Here is a 26,882-nt window from a genome sequence, read left to right as displayed (position 1 = left end):
CGTTTTGCATGCCGCCTTCTAAACCTTTCCTTCAAACGGTACAATCGTACTCGTTTGCGGGAAATGGGGGGGATTCTTTGACATCAAACTACCTTGTCATTGGCTTGGAACATAAAACCTTGGGGCGGCATGAATGGTCACTCCGCGGTCAGAAAACCCTTCGATCCCCCTTACCCCCGGATTTCTTCATTCCCCTTCTAAAGGGGGAAATCCGGTTGTAAATGCGAACGCTTCGCTTCTTCGGGTTCTTTCTGCCCACTTCGTTTTGCCTGCCGCTTCTCCCACATTTCCTTCAAACGGTACAATCGTACTCGTTTGCGGGAAATGGTGATGCTCCAATGACAACAAACCGTCCCCGCCTTCCCGGAGGAAAGCGGGGACGGTTTGAATGTCACGCTTTTTCAACGTCCAAGGCACAAGTTTAAAGTTGCACCGAGTAGGAGCTGTACACCCTGCCAGATTCCAGATCTCGCCTATGATTTCAATCAGAGGCAAGCTGCACACCAAGGCATAAAGTTCTTCCTCTATGACTGTTATTAGTCAGCCAGAATGTATTGGTTCAGTTTTGCTCTCAGCAATTCCTGACGTCCGGATTGATTTTTGCGTGGGCTTTCGTTGTTCAGAGCGTACTCAGCCAAGGAAGCAAGCGTTGCTTTGCCTGCAACGACATCTGCACCGATGCCTTCGTTGAAGCTGCTGTAACGCTGCTCAATGAATTCATCGAATACGCGGTCTTCGATCAGCTTGGAAGCTACTTTCAGACCTTTCGCGTACGTATCCATACCTGCGATATGAGCCAGGAACAGGTCTTCAGGCTCGAATGAACCACGGCGAACTTTCGCATCAAAGTTTACGCCACCTTTGCCCAGACCACCGTTTTTCAACACTTCATACATCGTCAGCGTAGCATCATACATATCAACAGGGAACTCGTCTGTATCCCAGCCGATCAGCAGATCGCCCTGATTGGCATCCAGGGAACCGAGCATGCCATTGATGCGGGCTACACGAATTTCATGGTCAAACGTATGACCTGCCAATGTTGCATGGTTTGCTTCAAGGTTCAGCTTGAAGTGGTTGTGCAGATCATATTTTTGCAAGAACGCAATGGAAGTTGCTGCATCGAAGTCATATTGGTGCTTCGTTGGCTCTTTTGGTTTAGGCTCGATCAGGAACTGAGCGTCAAAGCCGATTTCTTTTGCATAGTCAACAGCCATATGGAACATACGAGCAATGTTGTCTTGCTCCAGCTGCATGTCCGTGTTCAGCAATGTGTCGTAACCTTCACGACCGCCCCAGAATACGTAGTTTTCCGCACCGAGACGTTTACCTACTTCCAGACCTTTCTTGATCTGAGCGGCTGCATGAGCATATACATCTGCGTTACACGTCGATGCTGCACCGAACATAAAACGCGGGTTGGAGAACATGTTAGCTGTGTTCCACAGCAGCTTTTTGCCGCTTGCTTTCATATGCTCTTCCAACAGATCAACGATGGTATCAATGTTGCTGTAGAATTCGCGCAGCGTTGCACCTTCCGGAGCGATGTCTACATCGTGGAAACAGTAGTAAGGCAGATTCATTTTTTCCATAAATTCAAAAGCCGCTTCTACGCGAACTTTAGCTTTATCCAGACCGGAGTAGCTATCCCATGCACGCACTGCTGTTTCAGCACCGAACGGATCACTACCACCTGCTGTTAATGTATGCCAGTAAGCCATACCGAAACGGAAGTGCTCTTCCATCGTTTTGCCAGCAACAACTTCTTGCGGATTATAATGTTTAAAAGCAAATGGATTCTTGGAATCTTTACCTTCGAATGCAATCTTATTAACGGATTCAAAATAGGCCATGTGATAAATGCCTCCTCAAAAGTTTTAAAAGAGTTTATAAAGAAATCGTTTACACCGTTATCCTAACACATCGGTTTCACTTTGTCTATCGGTTAAACAAAGTTAAAATAAAATTGTTTTTTCCCCGTTCGTTTACGCTATAATAGTCGAATAGCTTGTTAGCGGATCAGCATGAGAGCCTTTACTTATATAAGTTAAACTACTTCATTCACACATGAACGAAGAGGACAGAAAAAACCTGAAGAAGCGGAGTGTCCGTATAAATCTCTTCAGTTCAATTTTATAAAAAGAGAAAGAATAGGAGTGCCTGAGCGATATGAAAATTACTGGCGACCAGATGCTGGTCAAAAAAATAAACAAGTCGATCGTACTCGATACGATCCGGCGCCACGCCCCCCTTTCCCGGGCCAAATTGTCCGAAGTGACAGGGCTTAACAAAGCAACGGTATCCAATCTGGTTGCTGATCTGATCAGTGACGAACTCGTACAGGAGATTGGTCCCGGAGAGTCCAGCGGGGGGCGCAAGCCCTTGATGCTGCTTTTTCGCGGAACTGCGGGTTATGCAGTCGGACTGGAGCTGACAGTCACCCGTTTGAAAGGCGTGCTTACTGATCTTGAGGGTCACATCGTTGCCGAATATGCCACCGATCTGGTACAGCATGATGCAGCGTCTGTATTCGAACAATTAAAGCTGGCAGCGGATTACCTGATCGGGCAAGCTCCTCCCTCCCCTCATGGTGTGATCGGCATTGGCATCGGTGTTCCCGGGATGGTCGATGAACAGGGCACCGTGCTGTTTGCACCCAACCTGAAGTGGGAGATGGTTCCCTTGCGAGCGATGATGGAGGACAGCTTCAAGCTTCCTGTTACGATTGATAATGAAGCCAACGCGGGTGCGCGGGGCGAGCTGAACTTTGGTGCAGGTATTGGCGTACGCCATCTGATCTATATCAGTGCAGGCATCGGGATTGGTTCAGGTATCATTGTAGATGGTGAATTGTATAAGGGCGCCTGGGGATATGCGGGTGAGACTGGACACATGTCGATTGAAGCAGAGGGTCTGCCCTGCTCTTGCGGTAATCGGGGATGCTGGGAGTTATATGCCTCGGAAAAAGTATATGAGCACCCGGATCAGCAGCATCTGCCTGCGCGTACTACGAAGGAATTGATTGAACTGGCTCAGGAGGGTCACGAGGCTGTACTGGACTTGTACGAAACGGTTGGACGCAAGCTCGGCATCGGCATTACCAATATCGTCAACAGCTTTAATCCGGAACGCATCATTATTGGCGGACCGCTTTCGGAGGCTAAACCCTGGATTGAATCGGCACTTAAACAGGTGGTGGAAGAACGTACCCTGCCTTATCACCGCCGCAGCCTGCAAGTCGAATGGGCCGCTCTGGGCAGCCGCTCAACCCGAATCGGGGCGGCTTATGCTGCTATATCCCAATTTTTAGGGAATGTACGGGTGTCAGTTTAATAATTAGTTAATAATCAGTTGAAATTGACAAGATTTCGCCCCATTTCCTCCCTTTTTGTTAAAGAAATCCAGATGTATAATGAGACTATGTGATTTTTATCATGGCAGCGCTCTCGTTGCTGTGTTATCCGATAATGAAACGGAGTGAAAACTCGTGACCTACGTGGATACATCAGATATCTCGGCGCCAGTGTTTGTCACCGTACTCCTGTTCCTGATTGTGCTTGCGCCCCTGTTCAGCCTCGGCATACTTCGTTTTTTTCAGAGCAAAAAGAAGGCTGGGATCATGTACATGCTGTCAGGCTTGCTGGTGTATGTCGTATTTCAGACGTGTATGAGTATTTTTTTCTAGCGTAAACAAGTTCTGTTTTTACGTCAAATCCCCTTTTACATCCACAAAAGAGTTCATGAACCATGTGCTCTGTTGTAGTTGCGAAAGGGGATTTTTCATACCCGCACCAATTCTATATTCGTGCATTATTCTCACAGCACATGCTCAAAAAACCGTACCCATTAAGGTACGGTTTTTTCTATATTCTAACGGCTCGCGAAAACCGGAATTTCATATGAATCAAAACTTTTTTTTCATCACATGTTGCCCTAGAATATCAACCTGATTTAAGCGTCCAGTACTTTCGCAAATTGCGTTTTGTTCATGCCCAGAATGCGGTGTTCACCGATTACAGTCAAAGGAACCGCACGTACGCCCATGTCCCATACTTGTTGTGCGAACTCGTCGCTGGTTTCGATGTTGCGCTCTTCGTAAGCAATGCCTTTATCAGCCAGGAAAGACTTTACAGATTTGCAGTTCGGGCAGTTTGTGGATGTGTATACAATTACGTTTTCCATGTTCAATTCACCTCATATTATGATTATTTAATTTATACGGTTAATTATTTATAAGCCTAATGTTGCATTACTCAAACACCGGACTTTCAACTTTTAATCCAATATCCGTGTTGTCCAATGGCTCCGAATTACAGCGCAACCGCGCTGTGCTCCAGGCTTTCAATGAATTTCTCTGCATCCATCGCAGCCATACATCCGCTTCCTGCTGCGGTAATCGCTTGTTTGTAGCGTGTATCCTGAACGTCTCCACATGCGAATACACCTGGAATGTTCGTTTCAGAAGTGCCTGGTGTTGTCAAAATATAACCATGATCGTCGGTTGTAATCTGACCGCCAAGGAAGCCTGTGTTTGGTGTGTGGCCGATCGCTACGAATACGCCGCTTGCCGAAAGAATTTCTTCTTCACCTGTCGCGTTGTTAAGCACTTTCAGACCTGTCACACCGTTCTCGCCGGCAATAACTTCAAGTGGTGTACGGTTAAGCGCCATTTCCACTTTTTCGTTGCTGCGTGCACGATCCTGCATGATTTTGGAGCCGCGCAGCTCTTCACGACGGTGAACCAGCGTTACTTTGGAACCGAAACGGGACAGGAAGTTTGCTTCCTCCAGCGCGGAATCGCCGCCACCGATAACGATAATCTCTTTGTTGCGGAAGAAGAATCCATCACATGTTGCACATGTGCTGACACCGCGACCTACGTTTGTTTCTTCTCCCGGGATGCCCAGGTATTTAGCAGATGCACCTGTAGACAGGATCAACGTTTCGGATACGAGTTCTCCCATACCTTCGACTTGAACTTTGAACGGGCGCTCACTCATGTCGATGTTGTTTACCCAGCCCGTACGGAATTCTGCCCCAAAACGCTCCGCTTGCTTGCGCATGTTATCCATCAACTCAGGACCCATGATGCCATCAGGGAAACCCGGGAAGTTCTCCACTTCCGTCGTTGTTGTCAGCTGTCCGCCAGGTTGCGGTCCTTCAATTACGAGCGGGTTCAGGTTGGCGCGTGCCAGATAGATTGCTGCTGTCAGCCCTGCAGGGCCTGTTCCAATAATAATTGATTTATACATGTATAGTTCCTCCCCCAGGTTCTGCAAAAAGGTCAGGCTCCCCGGCATCAAAAGCGCGGACAGTTGCATACACTAAAACGAATAGCCCACGTCATGTCCATCAGAACTGCCTGAGAAAATGATGATTCACCTATGCAGAAACGGAATTCTAATTTATAATCATTCTAATCTGTTGTTCATTATGATCTCTTTTATGTACGGTGTCAATGCTCGGCAGCGATTATGAAGAAGTCTTCATCAGGAGGGAAAATGGAAGCATGAACGATGCTCTGCTAGGCAGTATTATTTCGGCCATGTCTACCGGACTTGGAGCCGTACCGATTTTATTTATGCGTAAAATATCACATCGTCTGCGTGACATTCTGCTCGCTTACGCAGCGGGCATTATGACCTCAGCCTCGGTGTACAATCTCATTCCCGAAGCGCTCGGGCAATCCAATCTGTTTGTACTCGCTTTTGGCATCATGCTGGGCAGTCTGGTTCTGCTTGTACTGGAGATGCGGATTCCGCATGTAGACCTGGAGAACCCAGAGAAGATGCCTTTCAAAATCGAAGGCAAGGCCTTCATGATTATCGCCGCGATCACCATGCACAACTTGCCGGAGGGGTTGTCTGTCGGTGTAAGCTACGCAAGTACGGATGAGAATCTGGGCAACCTGATCGCCTTTTCCATAGGTCTGCAAAATGCACCCGAAGGATTCCTGGTCGCTCTGTTCCTGGTCAATCAGAACATTGGCCGCTTCAAAGCACTTGGCATTGCAACACTGACCGGAGCTGTAGAGATCGTAACCGCCATGATCGGCTTTACCCTCAGCAGTCTTGTGGCTGGTCTTGTACCGTATGGTCTTGCGTTTGCAGCCGGTGCGATGATGTTTATCGTTTACAAAGAGCTGATTCCCGAAAGCCATGGCGATGGCAACGCCCGTGTAGCCACCATCTCCTTCCTGCTGGGTCTGATTACGATGATTGGACTGACCGAGCTTTTCTAGAGGGAACATCAGCTTAAAGCGAAAAACTCAACGAAAGCCAAAGAACCCAAGCAACAGCCGCCAGCTGAAGTCGGGTTCTTTTTTTAGTCACAAATGAAGATTCCATGAAATTACTGAAATTGCTGAAATCATCTGTAAGCCAATCAACTCAAGATTGAATAAATCGAATCAGTTCGGCATTGTATTTTTCCAGCTCATCATAAAATGCACCGTGCCCACTTTCCTCAAATACAACCAGTTCGGCTGACGGGATCGCTTGGTGCATCTGTTCAGCAAATTCAAACGGGCAGATTTCGTCTTTTTTACCGTGGAAAATGGCCGTAGGCACCTGGATCTTCTCCAGCTCTCCGCGCAAATCCTCATCACGCAGCGCTATGGCACTGCTGATCGTACTATAAGACGAAGCCTCCATGCCGAGTGCATGGAACCAATTCATGAAGGGCTTGCTGTGCTCTTTGGCAAAAAACATCCCGCCAAACGTATCCAGCAGCTTCGCACGATCCGCAAAGATTGGCTCAATTATTTGCTCGTTCAGCTCTTCCGGCGTCAAGCCGTACGGATAACCTTCACGCTGTGTAAATACAGGCGCCGCTGCTGACAGCAGGGCAAGCCTGGATATCCCGTGTCCCTGATGACGCGCCATATAATGCGCTGCAATCGCTCCACCCATGGAGAAGCCGGCAAGAACCGCATCCGTCAGCCCCAGATCATCAATGACAGCACGCACATCATCAGCCATGCGGTCATAATCATATCCGGTGGATGGCTTATCCGATAAGCCGTAACCTCTGAAATCCATCGCAATGGTGCGAATGCCGTGGTGTGGTAGCACATTCAGCTGATATTCAAACATTTTATAATTAACAGGCCAGCCGTGCAAAAAGAGTACCGGGGTCCCTTCACCAATATCTTCAACATATACTTTTACATTTGGTTCTACTTGTACGTAACGGCCCATTTTTCACAGCTCCCTTATCATTAATAATAATCCTTCATTAAGATACGCATACGTTATAACGTCTCTTCGACTATTACCCTCTGACCACAGGTTCAAACGGAAGCTTGCCGGACTATATCCGTTAACAAAAATGCACACACACGTCGATGCCCTATCGCTTCAACACTTTTTACAAATATGCCCGTTATGCACCAGCAGCTTACCTTATCGCAGCAGTCTCAGTCCATTCAGAATAACCAGAATTGTACTGCCTTCATGCCCAACCACCCCAAGTGGCAGTGCTACATCCTGCAGGAAATTACCCGCAATCAGCGCCAGAATGACGGTAATCGCAAACCACATATTATGTTTTACCGTGCGTTCTGCCCGCCGCGCCTGCCCGATGACCCAGGCAATCTCTTCAATGTTATCGTTCATCAGCACCGCATCGGCCACCTCAATAGCCGTCCCGCTCCCTGACAAGCCCATGCCCATTCCTACCGTTGCCGCTGCAAGTGCGGGTGCATCGTTAACCCCGTCACCAACCATCAGCACATGGCCATATTGCTCGCGGAGCGCTTGCACCTGCTTCACCTTATCTTCAGGTAGCAGGTCTGCATAGACCATACTAACCCCGGTTTCACGTGCGATCACCGACGCTGAACGGGCACGGTCACCGGTCAACATCGCTACTTGCACACCCATACTCTCCAGCTTCTTCACAGCAGCTGCAGCTTGAGGACGAATCATATCCCTCATCGCAATCAAACCAGCGAACTCACCGTTGACTGTTACAACAGAGATGGTTTTCCCTTCCTGCTCCAGTCGGGCACATGCTTTCTCCCAATCCGCCGCGCCTTCCAAAGGAAGTCCGTTCAGCCTTCCAATCATCCATACGTTTCCGTTCACCGTTCCTTCGATGCCGTGTCCCGTAATCGACTGCACATGCTCTGCCTCCTGCAGAGGCAAGCTCTCCTTGTTCGCCTGTTCAACAATGGCCAGGGCAAGAGGGTGCATGGAGAGATTTTCAACGGATGCTACAGCGGACAACAATTGCTCTCTGCTCACGTGGGAAGCTGTCAGTATATCCGTTACTTGTGGTGTTCCCATCGTGAGTGTACCTGTTTTGTCAAAAGCAACGACCTTGGTCCGGGCGATATTCTCCATATGTGCCCCTCCTTTGAACAAAATGCCGCGGCGTGCGCTGCTGGACATCGCTGACAGCATCACAGGCATAATAGATGACACAAGCGCACAAGGGGAAGCCACAACCAGAAAGACCATCGCTTTATAAAAAGCTTCACTCCACGTCCACCCCAGGAACAATGGTGTTCCTGCAATAACAAGCAGTGTGACTCCTACCACAATCCGTGCATAGATGCCTTCAAACCGTTCCATAAATCGCTGTGAATCCGGCACCTCGGCCTGCGCTTCCTCCACCAGCTTTATTATTTTGCCGAACAGTGATCCTTCAGCCGACTTGGTGACCTCGACATATAATGCCCCCTCGCCGTTCACCGTACCTGCATATACTTCGTCGCCTGTGCTCTTATCTACAGGCATGGATTCCCCGGTAATCGAAGCTTGATTGATAGAAGAGTTCCCCCGATAAACAACACCATCCGCAGGAATCAGCTCGCCCGGCTTCACCAGCAGCAAATCTCCCGCTTTCAAATCCTCAATAGCAACCACATTCATCTGTCCATCCTCAATGCGCAGGGCAGTTTCCGGTTTGAGTGCCAGCAAGGATGAGATGTCTTTGTGACTGCGCTCGGTTGCGTAGCTTTCCAGTGCACCACTGAGGGCAAAGATAAAGATCAGCATCGCCCCTTCATTCCAGTACCCGATGGTTGCGGCTCCGAGCGAAGCGGCAATCATCAGCAGATTAACGTCCAGATCACGATCTTTAACCAGAGTTTCAATGCCTTCCTTGGCCTTGGTCCAGCCACCGATGGCATAAGCCGCGATGTAGAGTATGACAGATAATGTCGCAAAGTAAGGAGCAATCCCCCAGGCAATCAGCATCATAAGACCACTACCTAACGCCGCCTGCATCTCCTTGTTCTTCAGCATGACACGGAAGTCAGGCTTCTTGCCCCGGTTAGGACCTGGCGTATTGGCCGATTGCTGTTTCGCTTGCTTGTTTCGTTGTAAAGATTGATGAATAGCTTGCATATAAATCACGTTCCTTTCGCGTATGAGTTTTAGCGTAGTGACGCTGCTTTTCCGCTTTTTTCTTTTTCTTTTTCTTTTTCTTTTTCTTTTTTGCTGTTGCTGCTGTTGTTCTTTTGTTCTTTTGCTTGAACTTCGCTGAATCCAACGTTTCAACTGCTGGCCATTTTCTCTTCCGATCTGATTCCCATCTGAATGCCTTGATCCAAGTTGTATTGAGAATGAGAGCCATTGTTATTGCCCTAAAAATGGCACATGCTGCTGCGGGAATCCCGCAGCAGCATGGTTTAGAGATGATTTTACATTCTCAGCGAATCGAAGATTCAGTGAGAATGATAATCATTTTTGTACTTATGCAATTATGTTTACTCAATACAACTTTTGTTTAATTATATGCCTGTGTTGTGAATTTGTAAATGGGGATTCCATATAAAATTCCAGGCATAACATCGAACATATTGCCAATGCATGATATATGCAGATGAATGAACTAAAGCAGATTAAATACTAATTCAAAAATCTTATAGAGGTGGGCCTTTTCGACAAACACAAAAACCAAAAAAGCCGCCTGCAGCGGCTTGAACAGGAACTCAAACACTTTAGACAGAAACCTACTAGGACAGGGATCTACTTGTACTGGGATCTACTTGTACTCGGATTTACTTGGACAGAGCCCTGAATAGTTTTGACACACACACTACACACCACTCAAAACATATGCATCTTCCACCAAAAGCTTCTCATACGAAAATCATCCACAGGAATGTTAATCCCCAATACCAGCGTGCGGGCTAACGAATCCCAGAAGCCTTATTTCGCCGAAAATAACCCATTTAAATTTCTAACGATTCGTGGAAACGCTATTCATCGCATTTAGCCCATTTCCCCCGTTCTCAGGCCGAAAATTTTACAAATAGGGTCACTGGGATTCGTTAAAATTTCAAACTCAGCAAAAAGCGGAAAATAAGATCACTAGGATTCGTTAGCCTTCAGATGAAATGAAAAAATTAATATGAATTAAACTATATCCCTACTCACGAAGAAAAGACCAAAGCACGCTAACGCTGCTTTGGCCCTTGTATAAAATTGATTATAACACGTTATAACTCTTCACGGCTCTTCACAACTCTTACAGCTCTTACAGTTCTTCATAGCTCTTCAGAGCTCTTACATCTCTTTCCAGCTCTTTACGCGCCTACACTTGCACCCTGGCTCGCTTTAATCGCTTGCTCCAGATCGTGGATGATGTCCTGAATATTCTCTGTCCCGATGGACAAACGAATCAACTCTGGATTTACGCCAGCTGCGTTCTGCTCTTCATCCGTCAATTGAGCATGTGTAGTGCTTGCCGGATGAATGATCAGCGACTTGGAATCACCAACGTTGGCGAGGTGAGAGAACAATTTTACGTTTTCGATCAATTTACGGCCCGCTTCCACGCCGCCTTTGATACCAAAGGTCAAAATTGCACCTTGCCCTCTTGGCAGGTACTTCTGCGCAAGCTCGTAGGATGGATGACTTGGCAAACCTGCGTAGCTTACCCACTGAACGTCTTCATGTTTCTCCAGGTATTCTGCTACAGCCAGTGCATTGGTGCTATGACGCTCTACGCGCAAATGCAGTGTTTCCAAACCTTGCAGCAGCAGCCATGAGTTGAATGGAGAGATCGTTGCACCCAGGTCACGCAACAGCTGCACCCGTGCTTTGATAATATAAGCAATCGGTCCAACCGCTTCTGTATAAACAACCCCGTGATAGCTTGGGTCCGGCTCAGTCAATCCAGGGAATTTACCGCTGGCCTTCCAGTCGAATTTACCGCTGTCTACGATAACGCCGCCGATAGATGTACCGTGCCCACCAATGAACTTCGTTGCCGAGTGAACAACAATGTCTGCTCCATGCTCGATTGGACGCAGCAGATACGGGCTTGGGAACGTGTTATCTACAATCAGAGGAATGCCATGCTCATGAGCAATCGCTGCTACAGCCTCAATATCAAGTACGTTACCTTGCGGGTTACCAATCGTTTCAGCGTACAACGCCTTTGTTTTGTCCGTAATAGCTGCCCGGAAGTTCTCAGGATTACTGGAATCCACGAATTTTACATCGATACCCAACTTGGGCAGTGTAGTAGAGAACAAATTATAAGTACCGCCATACAAACTTGCCGCGGATACAATCTCATCACCGGCACCGGCAATGTTTAACAAGGAGAACGTAATCGCTGCCTGCCCCGAAGCTGTTGCGAGTGCTCCGGCTCCGCCCTCCAATGCCGCAATCCGCTGCTCAAACACATCGGTCGTTGGATTCATCAGACGTGTGTAGATGTTGCCAAACTCTTTCAAACCAAACAGATTAGCAGCGTGCTCCGTATCCCGGAATCCATACGATGTTGTCTGGTACAAAGGCACAGCTCTGGCATGCGTTGTTGGATCAATCTCTTGGCCTGCATGAATAGCTAATGTTTCAAATGAAAGCTCACGTTCGTTTGACATAAATCTGAATCCTCCCTTGATATCTGCATTATGATACATTTGATTCTCAATCATGGCTTCCTGATGTCTTCTCATGGCGGTTATGTTTTACATATTCTCTCATAAGATGTCGGTTTTGAAAAGAGTTATTTCCGATTTTTCCGATGTGAAATAAAATAAATTATAAAACATCGACCCAGGTTGCTAAATTAGATCATCTTACCACTAACGATTAACATTAAAATGTTAGCCATGGACATGCCAAATTCGATTCACATAACTTTTTTGATATCCATAACCATTAACCTCTCCATAACCATACAATTAACACCAATATACCATCAACACTTTAAAACGTTAATATCAAAAAAAGCCTTTGCTCGCGCAAAGGCTTATGAGACTGCTATCTGAAATCATTAGAAGATATACGCTGCAAGCCAGCATCCGATGAAGTCCAGCATCCAATGTAGGATGCTTCCCCTGCCGCAGCTCAACTATAATTCCAGCCAGCAATTTATATGACTGTTAAGGCTTTTCACCTAATTAAATCTCACCCGTTACACGCTCACCGAATTCCAAACCTCTCTCAGATGCTTCGCAGCAGGCACAGCCTCTTCTGCTGTTACACCCTCCAGCGAAATATCAATATACGGCTTGTAGGTCTTCAGCAGTTCGAAGAACAAAGGATAATCCAGAATGCCCGCACCAGGAACAGGGTTGTATTTTTCCCCCTGTGCGTTGAAGGCTACATCCTTCGCATGAATCACAATGATTCGCTCATAGAGCTTCTCCATCACTTCACGCAAAAACGCGCCTTGATCCGCCGTATGATGGTGCTTGATCAGATTGCACGGATCAAACAGCATGCCCAGATTGGATGAAGGAATCTCTTCAAACAAACGAGTCATGTGCTCATGCGTATGTAGCGTATGGGTCGCAACCGGTTCAATCGCGGCGTGTACGCCCCATTTTTCGGCTTCCTCTGTAATCTCCTCCAGCGTATCTTTCAGCACACTCCAGGACTTCTCATCATAGGTATCCGGATGGGTATCACGATACGTTGTGCGCTCCCCTGTTTCAGTTGCCACCATGCTGCAGCCAAAATCCCGGGCATAACGCAGATGCTCCTTAAAACGATTAATGTCTGCCCGGCGGCTCACAGGATCGGGATCAATCGGGTTAATATAACAGCCCAGCACGGCGATTTTCACCCCACGGCTTGCGAATTGCTCCCCAACCTCATTAGCCAGACCCGGACTCAATTTGCCGTTCGCAGAATCCACATCGGACAAGGCCTTTGCCAGAGCCAGCTGCACAGCATTGAATCCATTGTCGGCAATCGTCTGCGCCAATTCAGCCATAGGGCGCTTGCCAAATGTGTGTGCAAGAACACCTAGTTTCATCTCACTGCCTCCTTCTGCAAAATGGATTTTGGAATCGGATCATGGCCTAGCGCGCCATCCATCCGCCATCCACATTCAGTACGTGACCGTTCAAATAATCCGATGCGGACGAAGCCAGGAATACAACCGGGCCTTTCAAGTCCTCTGGTGTACCCCAACGGCCTGCTGGAATACGCGCCGTAATATCCCGGTAACGGTTCTCATCGGCACGAATTTGCGTTGTATTATCCGTTTCCATATAACCTGGTGCAATTGCGTTAATCTGAATGCCCTTGCCCGCCCATTCATTGGCGAGTGCCTTCGTTAATCCGGCAACGCCGTGTTTACTCGCTGTATATCCTGGAACATTAATGCCTCCTTGATAGGAGAGCATCGATGCGATGTTAATGATTTTACCGCTTCCGCGCTCAATCATATGTCTGCCCGCCAGCTGGCTCAGAAAAAATACACTATTCAGATTCAAGGCGATGACATCATGCCAGTCCTGATGCGCGTGATCTGCTGCCGGAGTACGGCGAATGATACCGGCATTGTTGACCAGAACATCAATTCTGCCCTGAAATGACAGTGCTTTTTCGAACACAGCTGACAGTTCCTCTTCCTTGCTCAGATCAGCTTCAATAATATACGCTTTGCGTCCCAGCGCTTCAATTGCACTTGCCGTTTCTGCAGGCTTGGAATAGGAAACCAGCACCACATCAGCGCCCGCTTCCGCAAGGCCGACAGCCATTCCTTGACCGAGTCCTCCTGAAGTACCTGTAACCATTGCAACTTGTCCGCTTAAATCAAATGGGTTCATGAACGATTCCTCCGCATGTCTTTGATATGCAAACAACAACATCATTATTTATTTTTAATACCGTTAAAGATTCATGAAGTTAACTTTGGTAATCCACTTGGACACCGCTCTGCCTGTAAAGCGCCGCTGTCTCTTCATCCAGATGCCCGTCACTGATAATATAGTCCAGTTCAGCACACTGCGCGAAGGTACGAAGAGCAAATTGCCCGAACTTGTAATGATCCACCACACCAAATACTTGCTGTGCGGCGGCAATCATTGCTTTTTTCAACGGAACCAGATCCCCTGTATAGATGGACAGCCCGAATTCTGGGTGAAGCGCCGTTGTTGAGATAAAAGCTTTGTGAATGTTCAGACCGGAAATAAATGCCGCTGTATCGTCACCTACCAGCATATTGCGCACACGCGCGCCACCAGGCACGACCAGCCTGATTTGCTCCTTTTTGGTTAGCTCCGCAATGATGTAGAGATCACTCGTGATGACGGTCAGCGGCTGGTTATCGAGCCGCTTCGCCATCTCCAGCGTGGTGCTTCCGCCATCGAGCGCTACAATATCACCAGGCTTAATGTACGCAAGAGCACGCTCGGCAATTTCCGTTTTCTCGGACTGATGTTTCTCCAGCGCTCCCCGACTGTTCAAAATCCCATATTGATCGTTCTGAGCCAGCATCGCCCCGCCGTGCACACGCACAAGCAAGCCCATGCTCTCCAGCTTATCGAGATCCTCACGTACCGTCTTGCCTGTCACCTGCAGCAGCTCGCTCAGATCACTGACCGTGACCTCCTGGCGCTCCAGCAGAGCCTCCATTATTTTCTCATGTCGTTTCAATGGATTCATCTAATCAACTTCCTATACCTCCGAGTTACCCTGTCAAATTAACTCGGACATCTGTAATTTCTTATTTCAGGTCCTTCATCGCTACGCCGTCCATATCCTCGAACGTTTGGTTTTCTCCAGCCATCGCCCAGCAGAATGTATAGTTGCTTGTACCCACACCGCTGTGAATGGACCAGCTCGGGGAGATGATCGCCTGACGATCCCGCACAACGAGGTGACGCGTTTCATCCGGTTCACCCATCATGTGGAATACTACGCCATCTTCAGGCAGGTTCCAGTACAAATATACTTCGGAACGACGGTTGTGCGTATGCGCTGGCATCGTGTTCCACATGTTGCCTTTGTTGAGCTCTGTGATACCCATCACCAGCTGACAGCTCTTGATTCCGCCTTCACCCTGGTGAATGTAACGATAAATGGTACGTTCGTTGGAGCTTTCGATGCTGCCGAGATGATTCGGCTGTGCTTGCTCCTGAGTTGCTTTTACCGTCGGATAGGTATGGTGAGCTGGTGTGGAGACAAAATAGAACTGAGCCGCTTGCTCTGTACCGTTGCTCTTGAACACAACTTCCTTAACCCCTTTACCGATATAAAGGCATTCTTTCGCCCCGATCTCATACACTTCTCCATCCGCTGTCACTGTACCTTGTCCACCTACGTTAATGATACCGATTTCACGGCGCTCCAGAAAAAAGTCCGTTCCGATATCTTTCAGGTTTACTTCAAGGGTAATGTCCTTGCTTTGAGTTACAGCCGTTCCTACGATATAACGATCCACATGGGAGTATACAGTTACCAGTTCATCCTTCGCAAACAATTGCTCCATGAGGAATTCCTCACGCAAACGAGCTGTATCATATTTTTTGACTTCATTCGGGTGTGCTGCATAACGGTTTTCCATCTGTAATCCATTCCTTTCGTCTTGTAAAATGATTTCATGTGTGCCTGACATCTTCTGACCTTGATGATGTTCCATTGATGTTTCATTGATGTTCATTAAAGTTTATATAAGTTCATTTTAGTTCATTTTGTACCATTTGTGTACCTTTATTTATAAAATAATTAAAATCATTGGATCGTATTTGCTATTTCCTTTAATGTCGCGTAATCATACAGCGGTTCAAGATTGTTGTTTTTGCCCGACACGAGAGCATAGGTTAATCCCTCATATCTCCAATAGATGGCAATTACGTTTTCGTTGCTCTGATCCCACGTTGGTGAACCATTCGCCAACAGCTGCTCCTTCTTGCCTTTTGGAGGTGTATCCGCTTTGGAATTAGTGGATCAGGAGAATGAGATTTGTACCTTCTTCCTTATTCGCATAAGTGAGTTCAACCGCATCATATGTTCCATCGGTTTCCAGAATCCTTGTGGATTGCTCAGTTACTTCAAAAGGTACTACAGGCTGCCTGATTGGAAAAGGAACCTTGGCTTCCGCTTCCTGCAAGGAAACTTCCATTGCCGGAGGACCAGGCTCCGAATCGTCTGTAACAGGTTCACTCTCCGTTTTTTGCAAGCATGCAGATAATGAAGCCAAGACCATACACAACATGCCTAAATACAGCGCTTTCTTCAAAAGCTTCATAAGTAATCACCTCTAACTCTTCATTCAGATGGATTAATTGGCTTAACAGACATCCTTACCACCAACACTCTCCTGGGGCAGGTTTTGATACTTGTTTTCTTCCACCTGCAGCACTGCACTCATTCCCCCATGATAATAACACATGTAATCCTAATTTGTATTTTTTTGTATTTTACCAACCTGATTTAATAACAAAAACACCTGGCGGGAGCCTCCCGTCAGGTGCTGGTTATGCTTGCGTTACATTATAATGAGTAAATGAGCGCCTCATACGGACGCAAACAAAGATTGCCGTTTGTAACCACATCAGAGTCAGAGGTTGAGCGCTCCAGATTGCCGATAACCAGACGAGCATTGGCATACCGGTCACTTAATGATGGCGGCACACGATAGAGCTGCTCCTGGTCGGAATGGTTAAGTATAACAAGCCAGATGACTCCATCCAGGCTGCGGCTGTAGGCATATACATGCTTTTCCCCTGCCGATTGGTCACAGTAATCTCCATAGACCATAACTGCGTGTGTTTTACGCAGAGCAATCAGCTGCTGATAATATGCAAATATGGAGTCCTCCGCAGCCAGATCACGCTCAACGTTAATCACTTCATAATTAGGATTCACCTGAATCCATGGCTGACCTTTGGTAAATCCGGCATGCTTGCTTCCGTCCCACTGCATCGGGGTACGGGAATTATCCCGGCTCAGCGGCTGGAGACTGCGGAGAACCTCATCTGGCGCGCGACCTTTCCCGATTTCTTCTTTATATTTGTTCTTCATGGCAATGTCCTGATATTCTTCAATAGAAGAGTAACGAACGCCGGTCATGCCGATCTCTTCTCCCTGAAATACATATGGTGTTCCTGGAAGAGTGTGAATCATCGTCGCCAGCAATTTGGCGGACTCCACACGATATTGTGCATCATTGCCGTACCTCGTCACCTGACGGGTATGATCATGATTGTTCAGAAACTGGGAGTTCCAGCCTTCCTCGCTGAACACTTCATACCAGCTCTGCTGAATTTCTTTGTAACGCGCCAAATCCCATACAGGCATATCATCCGCCACCTGAAAATGGAACAAGGTATGCAGCTCTTTACGGCTGCTTCCTACATACAGAAGACCTTCCTTCGGTGTAACAAAAGGGATTTCTCCTACAGTCATAATGTCATAATGCTGGAGAACCTCACGATGCATTTCCTGCAAATATTCATGAATGCCCGGATTATTGCCCAAATAGTCAATGCGCTCTGGATGCTCCGCATCCGGGAATCCTTCCTGCTTGGCCAGCAGATTAATAACATCCATCCGGAATCCGTCAATGCCCTGATCCAGCCAGAAGCGCATCATTCTGTAGATCTCCTGACGGAGCTCAGGATTTTTCCAGTTCAAATCAGGCTGTTCCTTGGCAAAGGAATGGAAGTAATACATTTCCGTCTGCTCGTCATAGGTCCATGTCGATGGCTCGAAGTAAGAGCGCCAGTTATTCGGCGGCCCATCCTGGTTGCCTGACCTCCATATATACCAGTCCCGTTTCGGATGATCGACGGATGAACGTGACTCTTCAAACCATACATGCTGCTCGGAAGTATGGTTCACCACAAGGTCCATAATGAGCTTCATGCCAAGTTCATGGACCTTGTCCAGCAGCTGTCTGAACTGCTCCATCGTTCCCGCCTTTGCCATGATACGGTAATAATCTGCGATATCGTATCCGTTGTCTTTATCCGGTGATTCATAAATGGGATTTAACCAGATGACATCAATGCCCAGACTTTGAATATACTCGAGTCTCAGCATCAAGCCCTGCAGATCACCAATGCCGTCCCCATTTGCATCGAGAAAGCTGCGCCAGTACACCTGGTATACTACGGCTTCTTTCCACCATGCCCGCTCCATACTGCCGTCCCCCTTATTCAATTAATGGCTGTGCTCCTGCAACGTACGCTCCAGAAATGACAGGGACAGCTGTTTCGTATCCTTCAGCACCACATCGGCTCCGGAAGCTTTAAGCCCAGCCTCTTCACCGATCCCTATGGCAATCATGCCTGCGGATTTGATAGCCTCGATCCCTGCCTGCGCATCCTCAATGCCGATGCACGCTTCAATGTCTGCGCCAACTTCCTCTGCTCCTCGCAAGAACAGGTCAGGAGCAGGTTTGCCTCGCGGCACGGAATCGGGATGCACCACATAGCTGAACATCGTTTCCAGTTCCAGCGCCCTCAAAATTTGAGGGGCATTTTTGCTGGCTGAGGCGATCACCGCCGGAATTCCAGAGGCTTGCAGCTCAAGCAGCAATTCCCGAATCCCAGGATAGGTATGCTCCGGGGTCAGTGAATTCAGCAGCGAGACATAGTGCTCGTTTTTGCGATGTGCAAACTCTTCCTTTTCCTCAGCCGAATACACGTGCTCCTTGCCGCCCAGACGTAAAATGCGGGCCAGTGACTTCTCACGGCTAATGCCTTTTAACTGCTCGTTGAATTCCCGGTCAAACGGAATATCCAGTGACTCCCCCAGCTTCTTCCACGCTATATAATGGTACTCCGCCGTGTCGGTAATGACACCATCCAGATCAAAAATAACGGCTTGAAGTGCTCTGTTTCCTTTCATCTATCCGTTCCTCCCATGTCATTGCTCCAGTTGCCATTCGATTCGTATCTCGCTGCTTTCCCTTCTCTTTCCCTTCCAGTCCAGAACGACCGTCCAGCCTGCTGTGTTGGAAATGCTAACATACCGCTTGCCCTCACGTGTTTCAAAATAAAAATCGAACTGCGCATCGCCTACCGCCACATGCTCCAGACTGCAGCTCTTATGTTTCCATGCCTGAGGCATATCCGGTGCCAGGGTTACACGACGATGTTGGGCTTCCGGCTGAATACCGAAGAAGTATCGTACTACCGGCACAGCCAGCGCATAGATGGTCCATGCCTGCACCACGCAGCCGTAGTCCGGCGACATTTCCGAGAAGGAGCCAGGAAGCACACGGGAGAAGCTTTTCCCCATCCGTCGCAGTAAATCAAGCGCATGATCCGGATGGCCGTATGCTGCTTCTGCAACAGTGTGTGCTCCGGTTGAAATGGTCATCGTGCCCTGTTGGTAGATGGCAGCAAGATACGTGCCATAATTACCGATGAAGTCGCGGCTTCTCATGGTCTCCAGCGCACGCTCTGCCTTGTCCTGATCAGCGATTCCCGCTTCCATCGGAGTAACGATGACCCAATTTTTATTCAGCAGCCAGCCGCGGTCCTGCTGACTTTCACCTGCGTCTGCCAGTAATCCGTCCACATACTCCCGGTAACCCGTGATGCCTTGCTTTTCAGCGAGAGAAACCATGTAATCCACCTTGGGCAAAATATCGGAAACCGGAGCAACCGCATCTGCATAGAGGCTGTTTTGCTCAGACCAATACACCGCATTCACGGCGCGTACCGCTTGTTCAGCCAGCTGCTGATACGTCTCATGCCGCTCCGTCTCACCCAAATAGAGACTCATCTGCTCCAGCGCCTGAAGAGCCTTGGCAGTGTATACTGCACTGTCGATCAGTTCCATATTGAGTCCGGCAATCTCGATAATGCCGTAACCGGAAGGGAACAAGTCTCCGTCCTGATCCATCTCCTCCAGCAGCCACTTGATGCCCTGAACACAGTAATCATAATGCTCGCGCAGAAGTGTCTCATCCCCTGTCCACAGAAACATCTCCCACACAAAGGCAATATAATGCGCTGTCTCCTGCGTGTTGCCCGGATTGGATACAGCCCCCATCGTTGTAACTTCATGTACAAAACGGCCATTGCCATTTGCTTCCCGGGATTTCTCCAGCAATAAATTCAACGTATCCTTCACCAATTGATGATCTCCTGTAGCAAGTACACCTTGAAGAGCATAGGTACTGTCGCAGCCGAACCACCACGGATATGTGGGTCCACCTGCCGTCAATCCACGGCCAATACCATCCACTTGCTGTACCAGCCACTGCGTATTACGCTTCACCCAGGCGAACTGCTCGTTCAGCTCATCCTCACCTTCAATGGTCAGCACGGCGCGCTCATCCAGCTTGTGATAGAACTGCTGCTTCTGCTCTTTCAAGCTGATGTAATCACGTTCGATGACAGCGTATGTCTGCTCACAGGTTTCACGCGATGACTCCGAGCCAGCCACAAATAACCTGAAGCGGAATACCTCTTTCTCCTGCAGCGAGCATTCGGTAACAAAAGAAACACCCGTACCCTTGCCTGCCGTCAGCTCAGGTCCGTAAATCTCAGGCCCCACTCTTATGTCCGTTCCTGTCAGGTCGCTTCCAATCATGACATACCAGTCATGTGCATTATCCTTTACGATGACTTTGCGTGATGAGATTTCTTCCGCTGTTTCGCCAGTTCCCGCAATAATTCCGATTTCATCGGAATACCAGACTGGACGCAGATCGGTACGCGACAGCAGCTCCAGCTTGAGCCGGGTTGTTCCTTTGCCATATGCACTGATTTCATACTCTGCGACCATGCCCTTTTCATCATCGGGGGCAAACTGACTGCGTTCAATGGATACCGGAATGTGGCTCAACCCGTGATCATAATCGAACCGGCTTCCACCCCATGACTCGCTTGTGTAGCCGTCTGCCCTCGCCCACACAGCAATATCGCGATCCAGGTCGGTGACCTTCAGCCAGAATCCGTCCAGCAGCTTGATCGGGTGGAGCCACACTCCGCCCATTTCATTTGCCATATGATGCCCAAAGTCAGGAAAGTAGCCATCCTGGGTACCGCAAATTTTCACATATTCTCCTGCGTTGTAATACAAATTAAATGGATGTCTGCTTGTTAATGACGCCATCGTTGTCCTCCTCTGCCGTTTGGCTTAACACTCATTTCTTCCGTCATACAGACTGGTCAGCCCTTGATTGCAGAAGAGATGGAGATACCTTCAATAAAGTATTTTTGTGCAACAAAGAATACGATAAGTGGCGGAAGCATAATCAGCATCGTTGCCGCCATCAGCATGTTCCATTCCACATTGTACAGTCCCTTAAACATCGACAGCCCGAGAGCCAGCGTGTACTTATCACTGGAATTCAGATAAATGAGCGGTCCCTGAAAGTCATTCCATACGCCCATGAAGGTGAAAATGGATACGGCAATCAACGGCGGCATGGACAGCGGCAGCATAATTTTGGTAAAAATCTGCATTTTGTTGGCCCCGTCCACAAAAGCCGACTCATCCAGATCACGCGGAATACCGCGCATGAACTGGCGAATCAGGAAGATATTAAACGCACCGCCTCCGAAAAATGCAGGGATAATGAGCGGCAAAAATGTATCAACCCAGCCGATTTCCTTGAACATGATGAACATCGGTATCATCGTGACCTGTGAAGGCAGCATCATCGTTGCCAGCAGCACCAGAAACAATGTGCGCTTGCCACGGAAATTAAACCGGGCGAAGCCATACGCACACAGAGCGGCCGAGAACACGGTGCCGACTAATACCGGGATCAGAATAATCAGCGTATTTTTCAAAAATGTAAAAAACGGAATCGCCAAAATAGCATTCTTATAGTTGGACCACATCCATACTGCCGGGAAAAAATCGTCCTTGAACACCTCGGCAGGTGTCTTCAGCGATGTTGCAAATGTCCATAACAGCGGGATCAGCACGACGGCCGCACCAGCAATAAGCATAAGCAGGGAGAATAGTTTCGAGTAGGCCGGTTTTCGTGTCATTGCTTGATTCATCATTGCTCCTCCTCTCAATCCTTTTCGTTATCGCCCTGATAATAGACCCACATGGAAGAACTGCGGATGACCAGCAGCGTAAACGCCAGAATGATGATGAACAATACCCAGGACAATGCGGAAGCATAGCCCATTTCGAAATCGGTAAAGGCTTTATTGTACAGGTACAGGTTATAGAACAGGGTCGAGTTCAGCGGTCCCCCGTTGGTCATGACGAATGCCTGGGTGAAATACTGGAATCCACCGATGATCCCCATAATGACATTGAAGAACACCGTAGGGGAGATCATCGGAAGTGTGATGTTGAAAAACCGTTGAAACGGTCCTGCACCATCCAGGTTCGCCGCCTCGTACAGCTCCTCGGGAACGCCTTGCAAGCCAGACAAATAAATGATGATGGTATTGCCAATGCCCCACAAACCCATAACAATCAGTGCACCAAGCGCATAGCTTGGATCTTGAAGCCAGGCTGGACCCTGTACACCGAAAAAGGCAAGTGCACGATTCAGAATGCCATATTCCGGGTTGAAAATCATAATCCACATCATCGATGCCGCAACAGCCGGAATAACCGATGGCATGAAATAAATTAAACGGAAAAATTTCATTCCCTTATTCCGCATATTCAGCATAAGCGCAATCAGCAAAGATGCTGCCTGATACAGCGGTACAGAGACCAGTGCGAAAATAAAGGTAACCTTCAGCGATTGATAGAACAGCTCGTCATGAAACATCGTTTTGAAATTGTCCAGCCCAACCCATTCGATGGATTTTACACCTGTAATAATATCCCATTTACTGAAAGCCAGCAGCAGGGAGAATAACATTGGACCAATAGTAAAGAGCAGCAAACCTACAAACCAGGGCATGATAAACCAATACCCGGCACGCTCGGATTTAGAATTGCGCATAGCAGCCTCCTTGATGAAGAAGGTGAATCGGCATGGCCGCCGACTCACCCGCATGGTTTTTACTTGATTTTGCTGTCAACGTTCTTCGCAGCTTCATCCAGAGCACCCTTGACATCCTGTTTGCCGAGCAGCATTTTCTCCAGCGCCTTGGTGAATTCCTCAACAAACACAGGTCCATTGGCAGAACGCATCGTGATCGGTTTTTTAGAATAATCCATCATCTCGATGACCGGTTTGTCAGCTACTTCTTTGGCTTTGACTTCATCCAGTTCCTTCACAGTGGCTGGCAGCACTTTACCGTTCGCAGAGCGAAGCTTCTGGGCATCTGTACCAGACAACCATTTTACTAACTCATAAGCGGCTTCTTTATGTTTACCAGCCGCGTTAACTGCCCAACCCGCACTTGCAATGATGCTTGAGCGAGTACCGTCGGTATTTTTAGGAATCAGTGCAGAACCATATTGAACATCGGATTTATCAAGATCACCTTTGATCCAGCGGCCTGTAATCATCATGGCAAGCTTGTCTGTCATGAACATTGAGGAATCTCCGCCAAGCGTCTCGGAGTCCAGCGGCGTCGGAGATACACGATTATCCCCTTTAGACCAGGAAACATATTGATCCATTGCCGCTATCGTTTTTTCACTGTTCATGTAACCTTCCGCCGTTGTTCCATCCTCGCTTGCGATGTCAGTACCGTAATCCCAGAGGTACGTATAGATCGGATACTCCCATTTGCCTGCATTAAATCCGAATTGAGTGTATTTATTGCCATCTTTTTTAGTCAGCTTTTGAGCAGTTGCAATCATGTCATCCCATGTCCACTCATCGGTTGGATAAGGGATTCCCGCTTCATCAAACATCCGTTTGTTGTACCACAGAGCAAGAGGGTTGAAATCTTTAGGCAGATAGTATTGTTTGCCATCGATTTTCATATTTTCAATGAGATCCTTTTGGAAAATATCCAGATTAAACGAAGTGTCTTTGCTCAAGTAGTCATCTAGCGGCTCAATTACACCTTTGTCCACGTATTTGTAATAGTCACCTTCACCAACGAGGAACACATCCGGTGCCTGACCTGCGGCCAAGGATGTGGTGAGCTTTGTTCCATAGCCTTCACTTGGTATAGGTTCAAACTTTACTTCGATATCAGGGTGTGCAGCATTGAATTCCTCCGCAAGCTTTACTTCATCCGCACCCGAGTTGACATCCCCCCATACGGAGAAGGTGAGTTTTATCTTCTCTCCTTTGCCACCTTCCGCACTATTGCCTCCGCTTGAAGAACATGCAGATAACACTAATACCAGAATCAGCATCATGACCAAACTTGAGGACCCTTTTTTCATTTTAAATGACCTCCCACATGGAATTATGTTAAACCAAGGTTTGAAACCGTTTGCTGAAAGTAACTTGCTGACCGGACAGAAGAAGGGAAATTTCTTCCTCTGCATCACTTTCGATTAGAATGCCCTCTGACGTGATGGTGATATGCAAAAGCTGGTTATGCCAGTATAGCGGGAACTTGAGGCGACTCCAGGCTTCAGGAAGCTTGGGATCAAGATGGAGCTGGCCATCCAGCATACGTACACCGGCAAAACCCATCACAACACATTTCCATATGCCGCCTAGTGAAGCCGAATGAATACCTGCATCCGAAGAGTGCATATTGGGTCCGAGATCGATCTCGGAAGCACGGCGGAACAGATCATAGGCTAGTGAACGATCCCCGAAGTCACTGGCAAGAATACTATGTGTCGAAAGAGATAATGAGGAATCATGCAGTGTTTTTGCCTCATAGTAGTTATAGTTGGCACGTTTGATATCGGGTTCGAATTTATTCTCAAGCAGGAAGAACAGCATCATGATGTCAGCCTGCTTTGAAATTTGCATTTCACCAACCTGATCCAGATTGTAGTCATTGAAGATGCTGGCGACTTTGGTCTGATTTTTATAAGGGGTAAGATCAATGACTTTTTTCTGCAAGTAGGTATCGTCCTGCGGAATAATTCCTTGTTCATTAGGACCCGGCAGATAAAGCTGTTCCAGCCTGTTCCACGCTTCACGAGCAGATGTCAGGTCAAGTTTCGCGGACAACGCCTTGAGCAGCTCCGGCTTCTCCTGCTGAAGCTTCTCATAATACTGGATGGCAAGCTCCATATTGAAGTGAGCCATATGATTGGTGAAGGCATTGTTGTCAACATGTTCCTTATATTCATCCGGTCCGACAACCTCGTTGATGTGATAACGCCCCTTGGACTCATCCCATTCCAGACGGCTGGCCCAGAATGTGGCTGTATCAAAAATGATCTCGTAGCCATACTGCTCCATGAATGCCTCATCGCCTGTAGATTGCGCATAATGCCATACCGCATAAGCGATATCAGATGTTATATGCTGTTCAATGAACCCCGACCAGATCTTCGTCTGTTCTCCGGTGATGATGTCAACGTCTCCCCACACCGGTGTAACTTCGCCATCTTCAATCCAGGCTGCTTCCCACGGATACATAGCGCCTTCAAACCCGTTCTCCTTGGCCTTGCTTCGTGCCCCTTCCAATCCCTGATATCGATATTCCAGCAAGGATCTTGCGATCTTGGGATTGCTGTAGATGAAAAATGGCAGGATGAAGATTTCCGTATCCCAGAACGAATGACCCTTGTATCCTTCACCACTTAATCCTTTCGCCCCGATTCCCATACGATTATCATGAGCAGGTGTCATAATGACGAGATGATAGATGGCAAAACGAATGGCAAGCTGGTCATACCCGCTTGTGCTCTCCACTTCAATGTTATAAGTGGACCAGGTATCGGCCCAAGCATCAGCGCTTTCACGAAATAACTGATCATACCCTTTTTGCGACTCCTGCTTCAGCTCTGTCAGCGCGGTCTCCCGCATCTGCTCCAGTGAATACTTACCTCTTCTGTACACCCGATCACGACTGGTATGTACATTCGAGATTTTTTCCAGGGTTACCGATTGTCCGGCTTCCAGAGTTACTGTTCCTTCAATGCCTACCTTGCGGCGTCCCATCGTTTGGCGCAGCTCCGGCTCGATCTTCTGACCGTTTAAGTGCCAGTAATGCACAGTATTTGTTACAAAATCAATGCCTGATTGCGTTGTTGTGGATACCATCTGAATATACGTTTTGTCAAAAATCCGCTTTTCACCCTCGGTAAAATGCTGTGCACCGGAATTGGTCCATTGTCCATTAATGCCGGATGCAATGTGCACACGCGCCTGAACATCAAGTGGCTTGATCGTTACGGATGAGCCAAGCAGATGAAGATTGTTCAGAGACACGAAACGGCGAAACCGAAGCTCAAAGCGTTCTCCCTTGGGACTCTGCCATACAATATCCCGGGTGAGTTCCCCGTTACGAAGATTTAACTGGCGGCTGTAGCCGATTGTTCTTCCCTTTTCCAGGCTAAAGGTCTCCCCATTCAGCGTGATATTCAGTTCGGTTACATCGGCAGCGTTAGGCAACTCGGTTACCTCATGCTCATCAAACTTGTTAAAGGTACCGGATACAAACCAGTTTCGCACCTGTCCAACGTAATTTTCATCTGTTGCGGAGCGCAGCCCCATGTATCCGTTTCCAAGTGACAGCACAGCCTCTCCTTTTCCTTGATGTGCGGGATCAAACCCGGTTTCAGTGATCAGCCAGTTACTGCTTTCACCATGAATTGAATCGTATTTCAGCAATTTGCATTCCCCCTATGTCTATCCATCTTTTTTATATCCGAAACGTTTTGGATTTTACTGAAAATAATACCGAAACGTTTCGGATTACATAA

Annotated in this window: 24 protein-coding genes; 3 read left to right on the top strand and 21 right to left on the bottom strand. The window is 47.9% G+C overall.

Features of this window, described 5'->3' with window-relative positions:
- Positions 1-186: 186 nt before the first annotated feature.
- Together ACQSGY_RS27865 and xylA are read right to left on the bottom strand one after the other, a co-directional pair.
- Positions 187-405, bottom strand: coding sequence for a hypothetical protein (locus ACQSGY_RS27865; RefSeq protein ID WP_427181830.1), 219 nt, complete (start codon positions 403-405; stop codon positions 187-189).
- 131 nt (positions 406-536) lie between these two features.
- The gene (xylA, locus tag ACQSGY_RS27860) at positions 537-1,853 is read right to left on the bottom strand and encodes a xylose isomerase (protein ID WP_111268379.1); all 1,317 of its coding nucleotides are present in this window, start codon (positions 1,851-1,853) and stop codon (positions 537-539) included.
- A gap of 316 nt (positions 1,854-2,169) precedes the next feature.
- Between xylA and ACQSGY_RS27855 the strand changes: the two genes are divergently transcribed.
- Positions 2,170-3,333, top strand: coding sequence for an ROK family protein (locus ACQSGY_RS27855; protein WP_427181829.1), 1,164 nt, complete (start codon positions 2,170-2,172; stop codon positions 3,331-3,333).
- 154 nt (positions 3,334-3,487) lie between these two features.
- A complete protein-coding gene (locus tag ACQSGY_RS27850) occupies positions 3,488-3,685 on the top strand; it encodes a hypothetical protein (RefSeq protein WP_427181827.1) in 198 nt (65 codons plus the stop codon).
- A 266-nt stretch (positions 3,686-3,951) separates the two neighbouring features.
- Here ACQSGY_RS27850 and ACQSGY_RS27845 read toward each other — a convergent pair whose 3' ends face one another.
- Together ACQSGY_RS27845 and trxB are read right to left on the bottom strand one after the other, a co-directional pair.
- Entirely contained in the window at positions 3,952-4,182 is a 231-nt protein-coding gene (locus tag ACQSGY_RS27845) for a glutaredoxin family protein (protein ID WP_111268376.1), read from the bottom strand.
- Positions 4,183-4,310: 128 nt separating this feature from the next.
- Complete coding sequence (gene trxB, locus ACQSGY_RS27840) at positions 4,311-5,252, bottom strand: thioredoxin-disulfide reductase (protein ID WP_216517658.1); 942 nt, start codon at positions 5,250-5,252, stop codon at positions 4,311-4,313.
- 257 nt (positions 5,253-5,509) lie between these two features.
- Between trxB and ACQSGY_RS27835 the strand changes: the two genes are divergently transcribed.
- Positions 5,510-6,241: a ZIP family metal transporter gene (locus ACQSGY_RS27835; RefSeq protein ID WP_111268374.1), complete on the top strand. Its 732-nt coding sequence runs from the start codon at positions 5,510-5,512 to the stop codon at positions 6,239-6,241.
- A 148-nt stretch (positions 6,242-6,389) separates the two neighbouring features.
- On the opposite strand, the gene ACQSGY_RS27830 is transcribed toward ACQSGY_RS27835, so the two are convergent.
- From ACQSGY_RS27830 to ACQSGY_RS27750, 17 genes are all read right to left on the bottom strand, one after another.
- On the bottom strand, positions 6,390-7,199 hold the full coding sequence (locus ACQSGY_RS27830; protein ID WP_427181825.1) for an alpha/beta fold hydrolase: 810 nt from the start codon (positions 7,197-7,199) through the stop codon (positions 6,390-6,392).
- A 204-nt stretch (positions 7,200-7,403) separates the two neighbouring features.
- On the bottom strand, positions 7,404-9,353 hold the full coding sequence (locus ACQSGY_RS27825; RefSeq protein WP_427181824.1) for a heavy metal translocating P-type ATPase: 1,950 nt from the start codon (positions 9,351-9,353) through the stop codon (positions 7,404-7,406).
- Positions 9,280-9,582 carry a hypothetical protein gene (locus tag ACQSGY_RS27820; protein WP_427181823.1) on the bottom strand — a complete coding sequence of 101 codons (303 nt, stop codon included), beginning with the start codon at positions 9,580-9,582 and terminating at the stop codon, positions 9,280-9,282. The genes ACQSGY_RS27825 and ACQSGY_RS27820 overlap by 74 nt, the downstream gene beginning before the upstream one ends.
- A 955-nt stretch (positions 9,583-10,537) precedes the next feature.
- Entirely contained in the window at positions 10,538-11,845 is a 1,308-nt protein-coding gene (locus ACQSGY_RS27815) for a homocysteine synthase (protein WP_248064923.1), read from the bottom strand.
- 536 nt (positions 11,846-12,381) lie between these two features.
- On the bottom strand, positions 12,382-13,227 hold the full coding sequence (locus ACQSGY_RS27810) for a sugar phosphate isomerase/epimerase family protein (protein ID WP_427181821.1): 846 nt from the start codon (positions 13,225-13,227) through the stop codon (positions 12,382-12,384).
- 46 nt (positions 13,228-13,273) lie between these two features.
- The gene (kduD, locus tag ACQSGY_RS27805) at positions 13,274-14,026 is read right to left on the bottom strand and encodes a 2-dehydro-3-deoxy-D-gluconate 5-dehydrogenase KduD (RefSeq protein WP_427181820.1); all 753 of its coding nucleotides are present in this window, start codon (positions 14,024-14,026) and stop codon (positions 13,274-13,276) included.
- A 79-nt stretch (positions 14,027-14,105) separates the two neighbouring features.
- Complete coding sequence (locus tag ACQSGY_RS27800) at positions 14,106-14,864, bottom strand: DeoR/GlpR family DNA-binding transcription regulator (protein WP_427181818.1); 759 nt, start codon at positions 14,862-14,864, stop codon at positions 14,106-14,108.
- Between the two features lie 61 nt (positions 14,865-14,925).
- Positions 14,926-15,765: a 5-dehydro-4-deoxy-D-glucuronate isomerase gene (gene kduI, locus ACQSGY_RS27795; RefSeq protein WP_145406005.1), complete on the bottom strand. Its 840-nt coding sequence runs from the start codon at positions 15,763-15,765 to the stop codon at positions 14,926-14,928.
- A 167-nt stretch (positions 15,766-15,932) separates the two neighbouring features.
- Positions 15,933-16,097, bottom strand: a complete 165-nt coding sequence (locus tag ACQSGY_RS27790; RefSeq protein ID WP_427181816.1) for a hypothetical protein — start codon at positions 16,095-16,097, stop codon at positions 15,933-15,935.
- Positions 16,098-16,140: 43 nt separating this feature from the next.
- A complete protein-coding gene (locus tag ACQSGY_RS27785; RefSeq protein ID WP_427181815.1) occupies positions 16,141-16,449 on the bottom strand; it encodes a hypothetical protein in 309 nt (102 codons plus the stop codon).
- A gap of 245 nt (positions 16,450-16,694) precedes the next feature.
- A complete protein-coding gene (locus ACQSGY_RS27780; protein ID WP_427181813.1) occupies positions 16,695-18,344 on the bottom strand; it encodes a glycoside hydrolase family 13 protein in 1,650 nt (549 codons plus the stop codon).
- 21 nt (positions 18,345-18,365) lie between these two features.
- Positions 18,366-19,055: a beta-phosphoglucomutase gene (pgmB, locus tag ACQSGY_RS27775; RefSeq protein WP_188594232.1), complete on the bottom strand. Its 690-nt coding sequence runs from the start codon at positions 19,053-19,055 to the stop codon at positions 18,366-18,368.
- A gap of 18 nt (positions 19,056-19,073) precedes the next feature.
- Positions 19,074-21,275 (bottom strand): glycogen debranching protein, encoded by a 2,202-nt coding sequence (locus ACQSGY_RS27770; protein ID WP_427181812.1) that lies wholly within the window; start codon positions 21,273-21,275, stop codon positions 19,074-19,076.
- 56 nt (positions 21,276-21,331) lie between these two features.
- Positions 21,332-22,177 (bottom strand): carbohydrate ABC transporter permease, encoded by an 846-nt coding sequence (locus ACQSGY_RS27765; protein ID WP_345799122.1) that lies wholly within the window; start codon positions 22,175-22,177, stop codon positions 21,332-21,334.
- Positions 22,178-22,188: 11 nt separating this feature from the next.
- Positions 22,189-23,085, bottom strand: a complete 897-nt coding sequence (locus ACQSGY_RS27760; protein ID WP_145406001.1) for a carbohydrate ABC transporter permease — start codon at positions 23,083-23,085, stop codon at positions 22,189-22,191.
- A gap of 59 nt (positions 23,086-23,144) precedes the next feature.
- A complete protein-coding gene (locus tag ACQSGY_RS27755; RefSeq protein ID WP_427181811.1) occupies positions 23,145-24,431 on the bottom strand; it encodes an extracellular solute-binding protein in 1,287 nt (428 codons plus the stop codon).
- A 28-nt stretch (positions 24,432-24,459) separates the two neighbouring features.
- The gene (locus ACQSGY_RS27750; RefSeq protein ID WP_427181809.1) at positions 24,460-26,790 is read right to left on the bottom strand and encodes a glycoside hydrolase family 65 protein; all 2,331 of its coding nucleotides are present in this window, start codon (positions 26,788-26,790) and stop codon (positions 24,460-24,462) included.
- Between the last annotated feature and the right edge of the window lie 92 nt (positions 26,791-26,882).

Origin of the sequence: Paenibacillus sp. TC-CSREp1 (assembly GCF_050171015.1) — a bacterium.
GTDB classification, from domain to species: domain Bacteria; phylum Bacillota; class Bacilli; order Paenibacillales; family Paenibacillaceae; genus Paenibacillus; species Paenibacillus silvae.
This window is presented reverse-complemented; position numbering and strand designations above follow the sequence as displayed.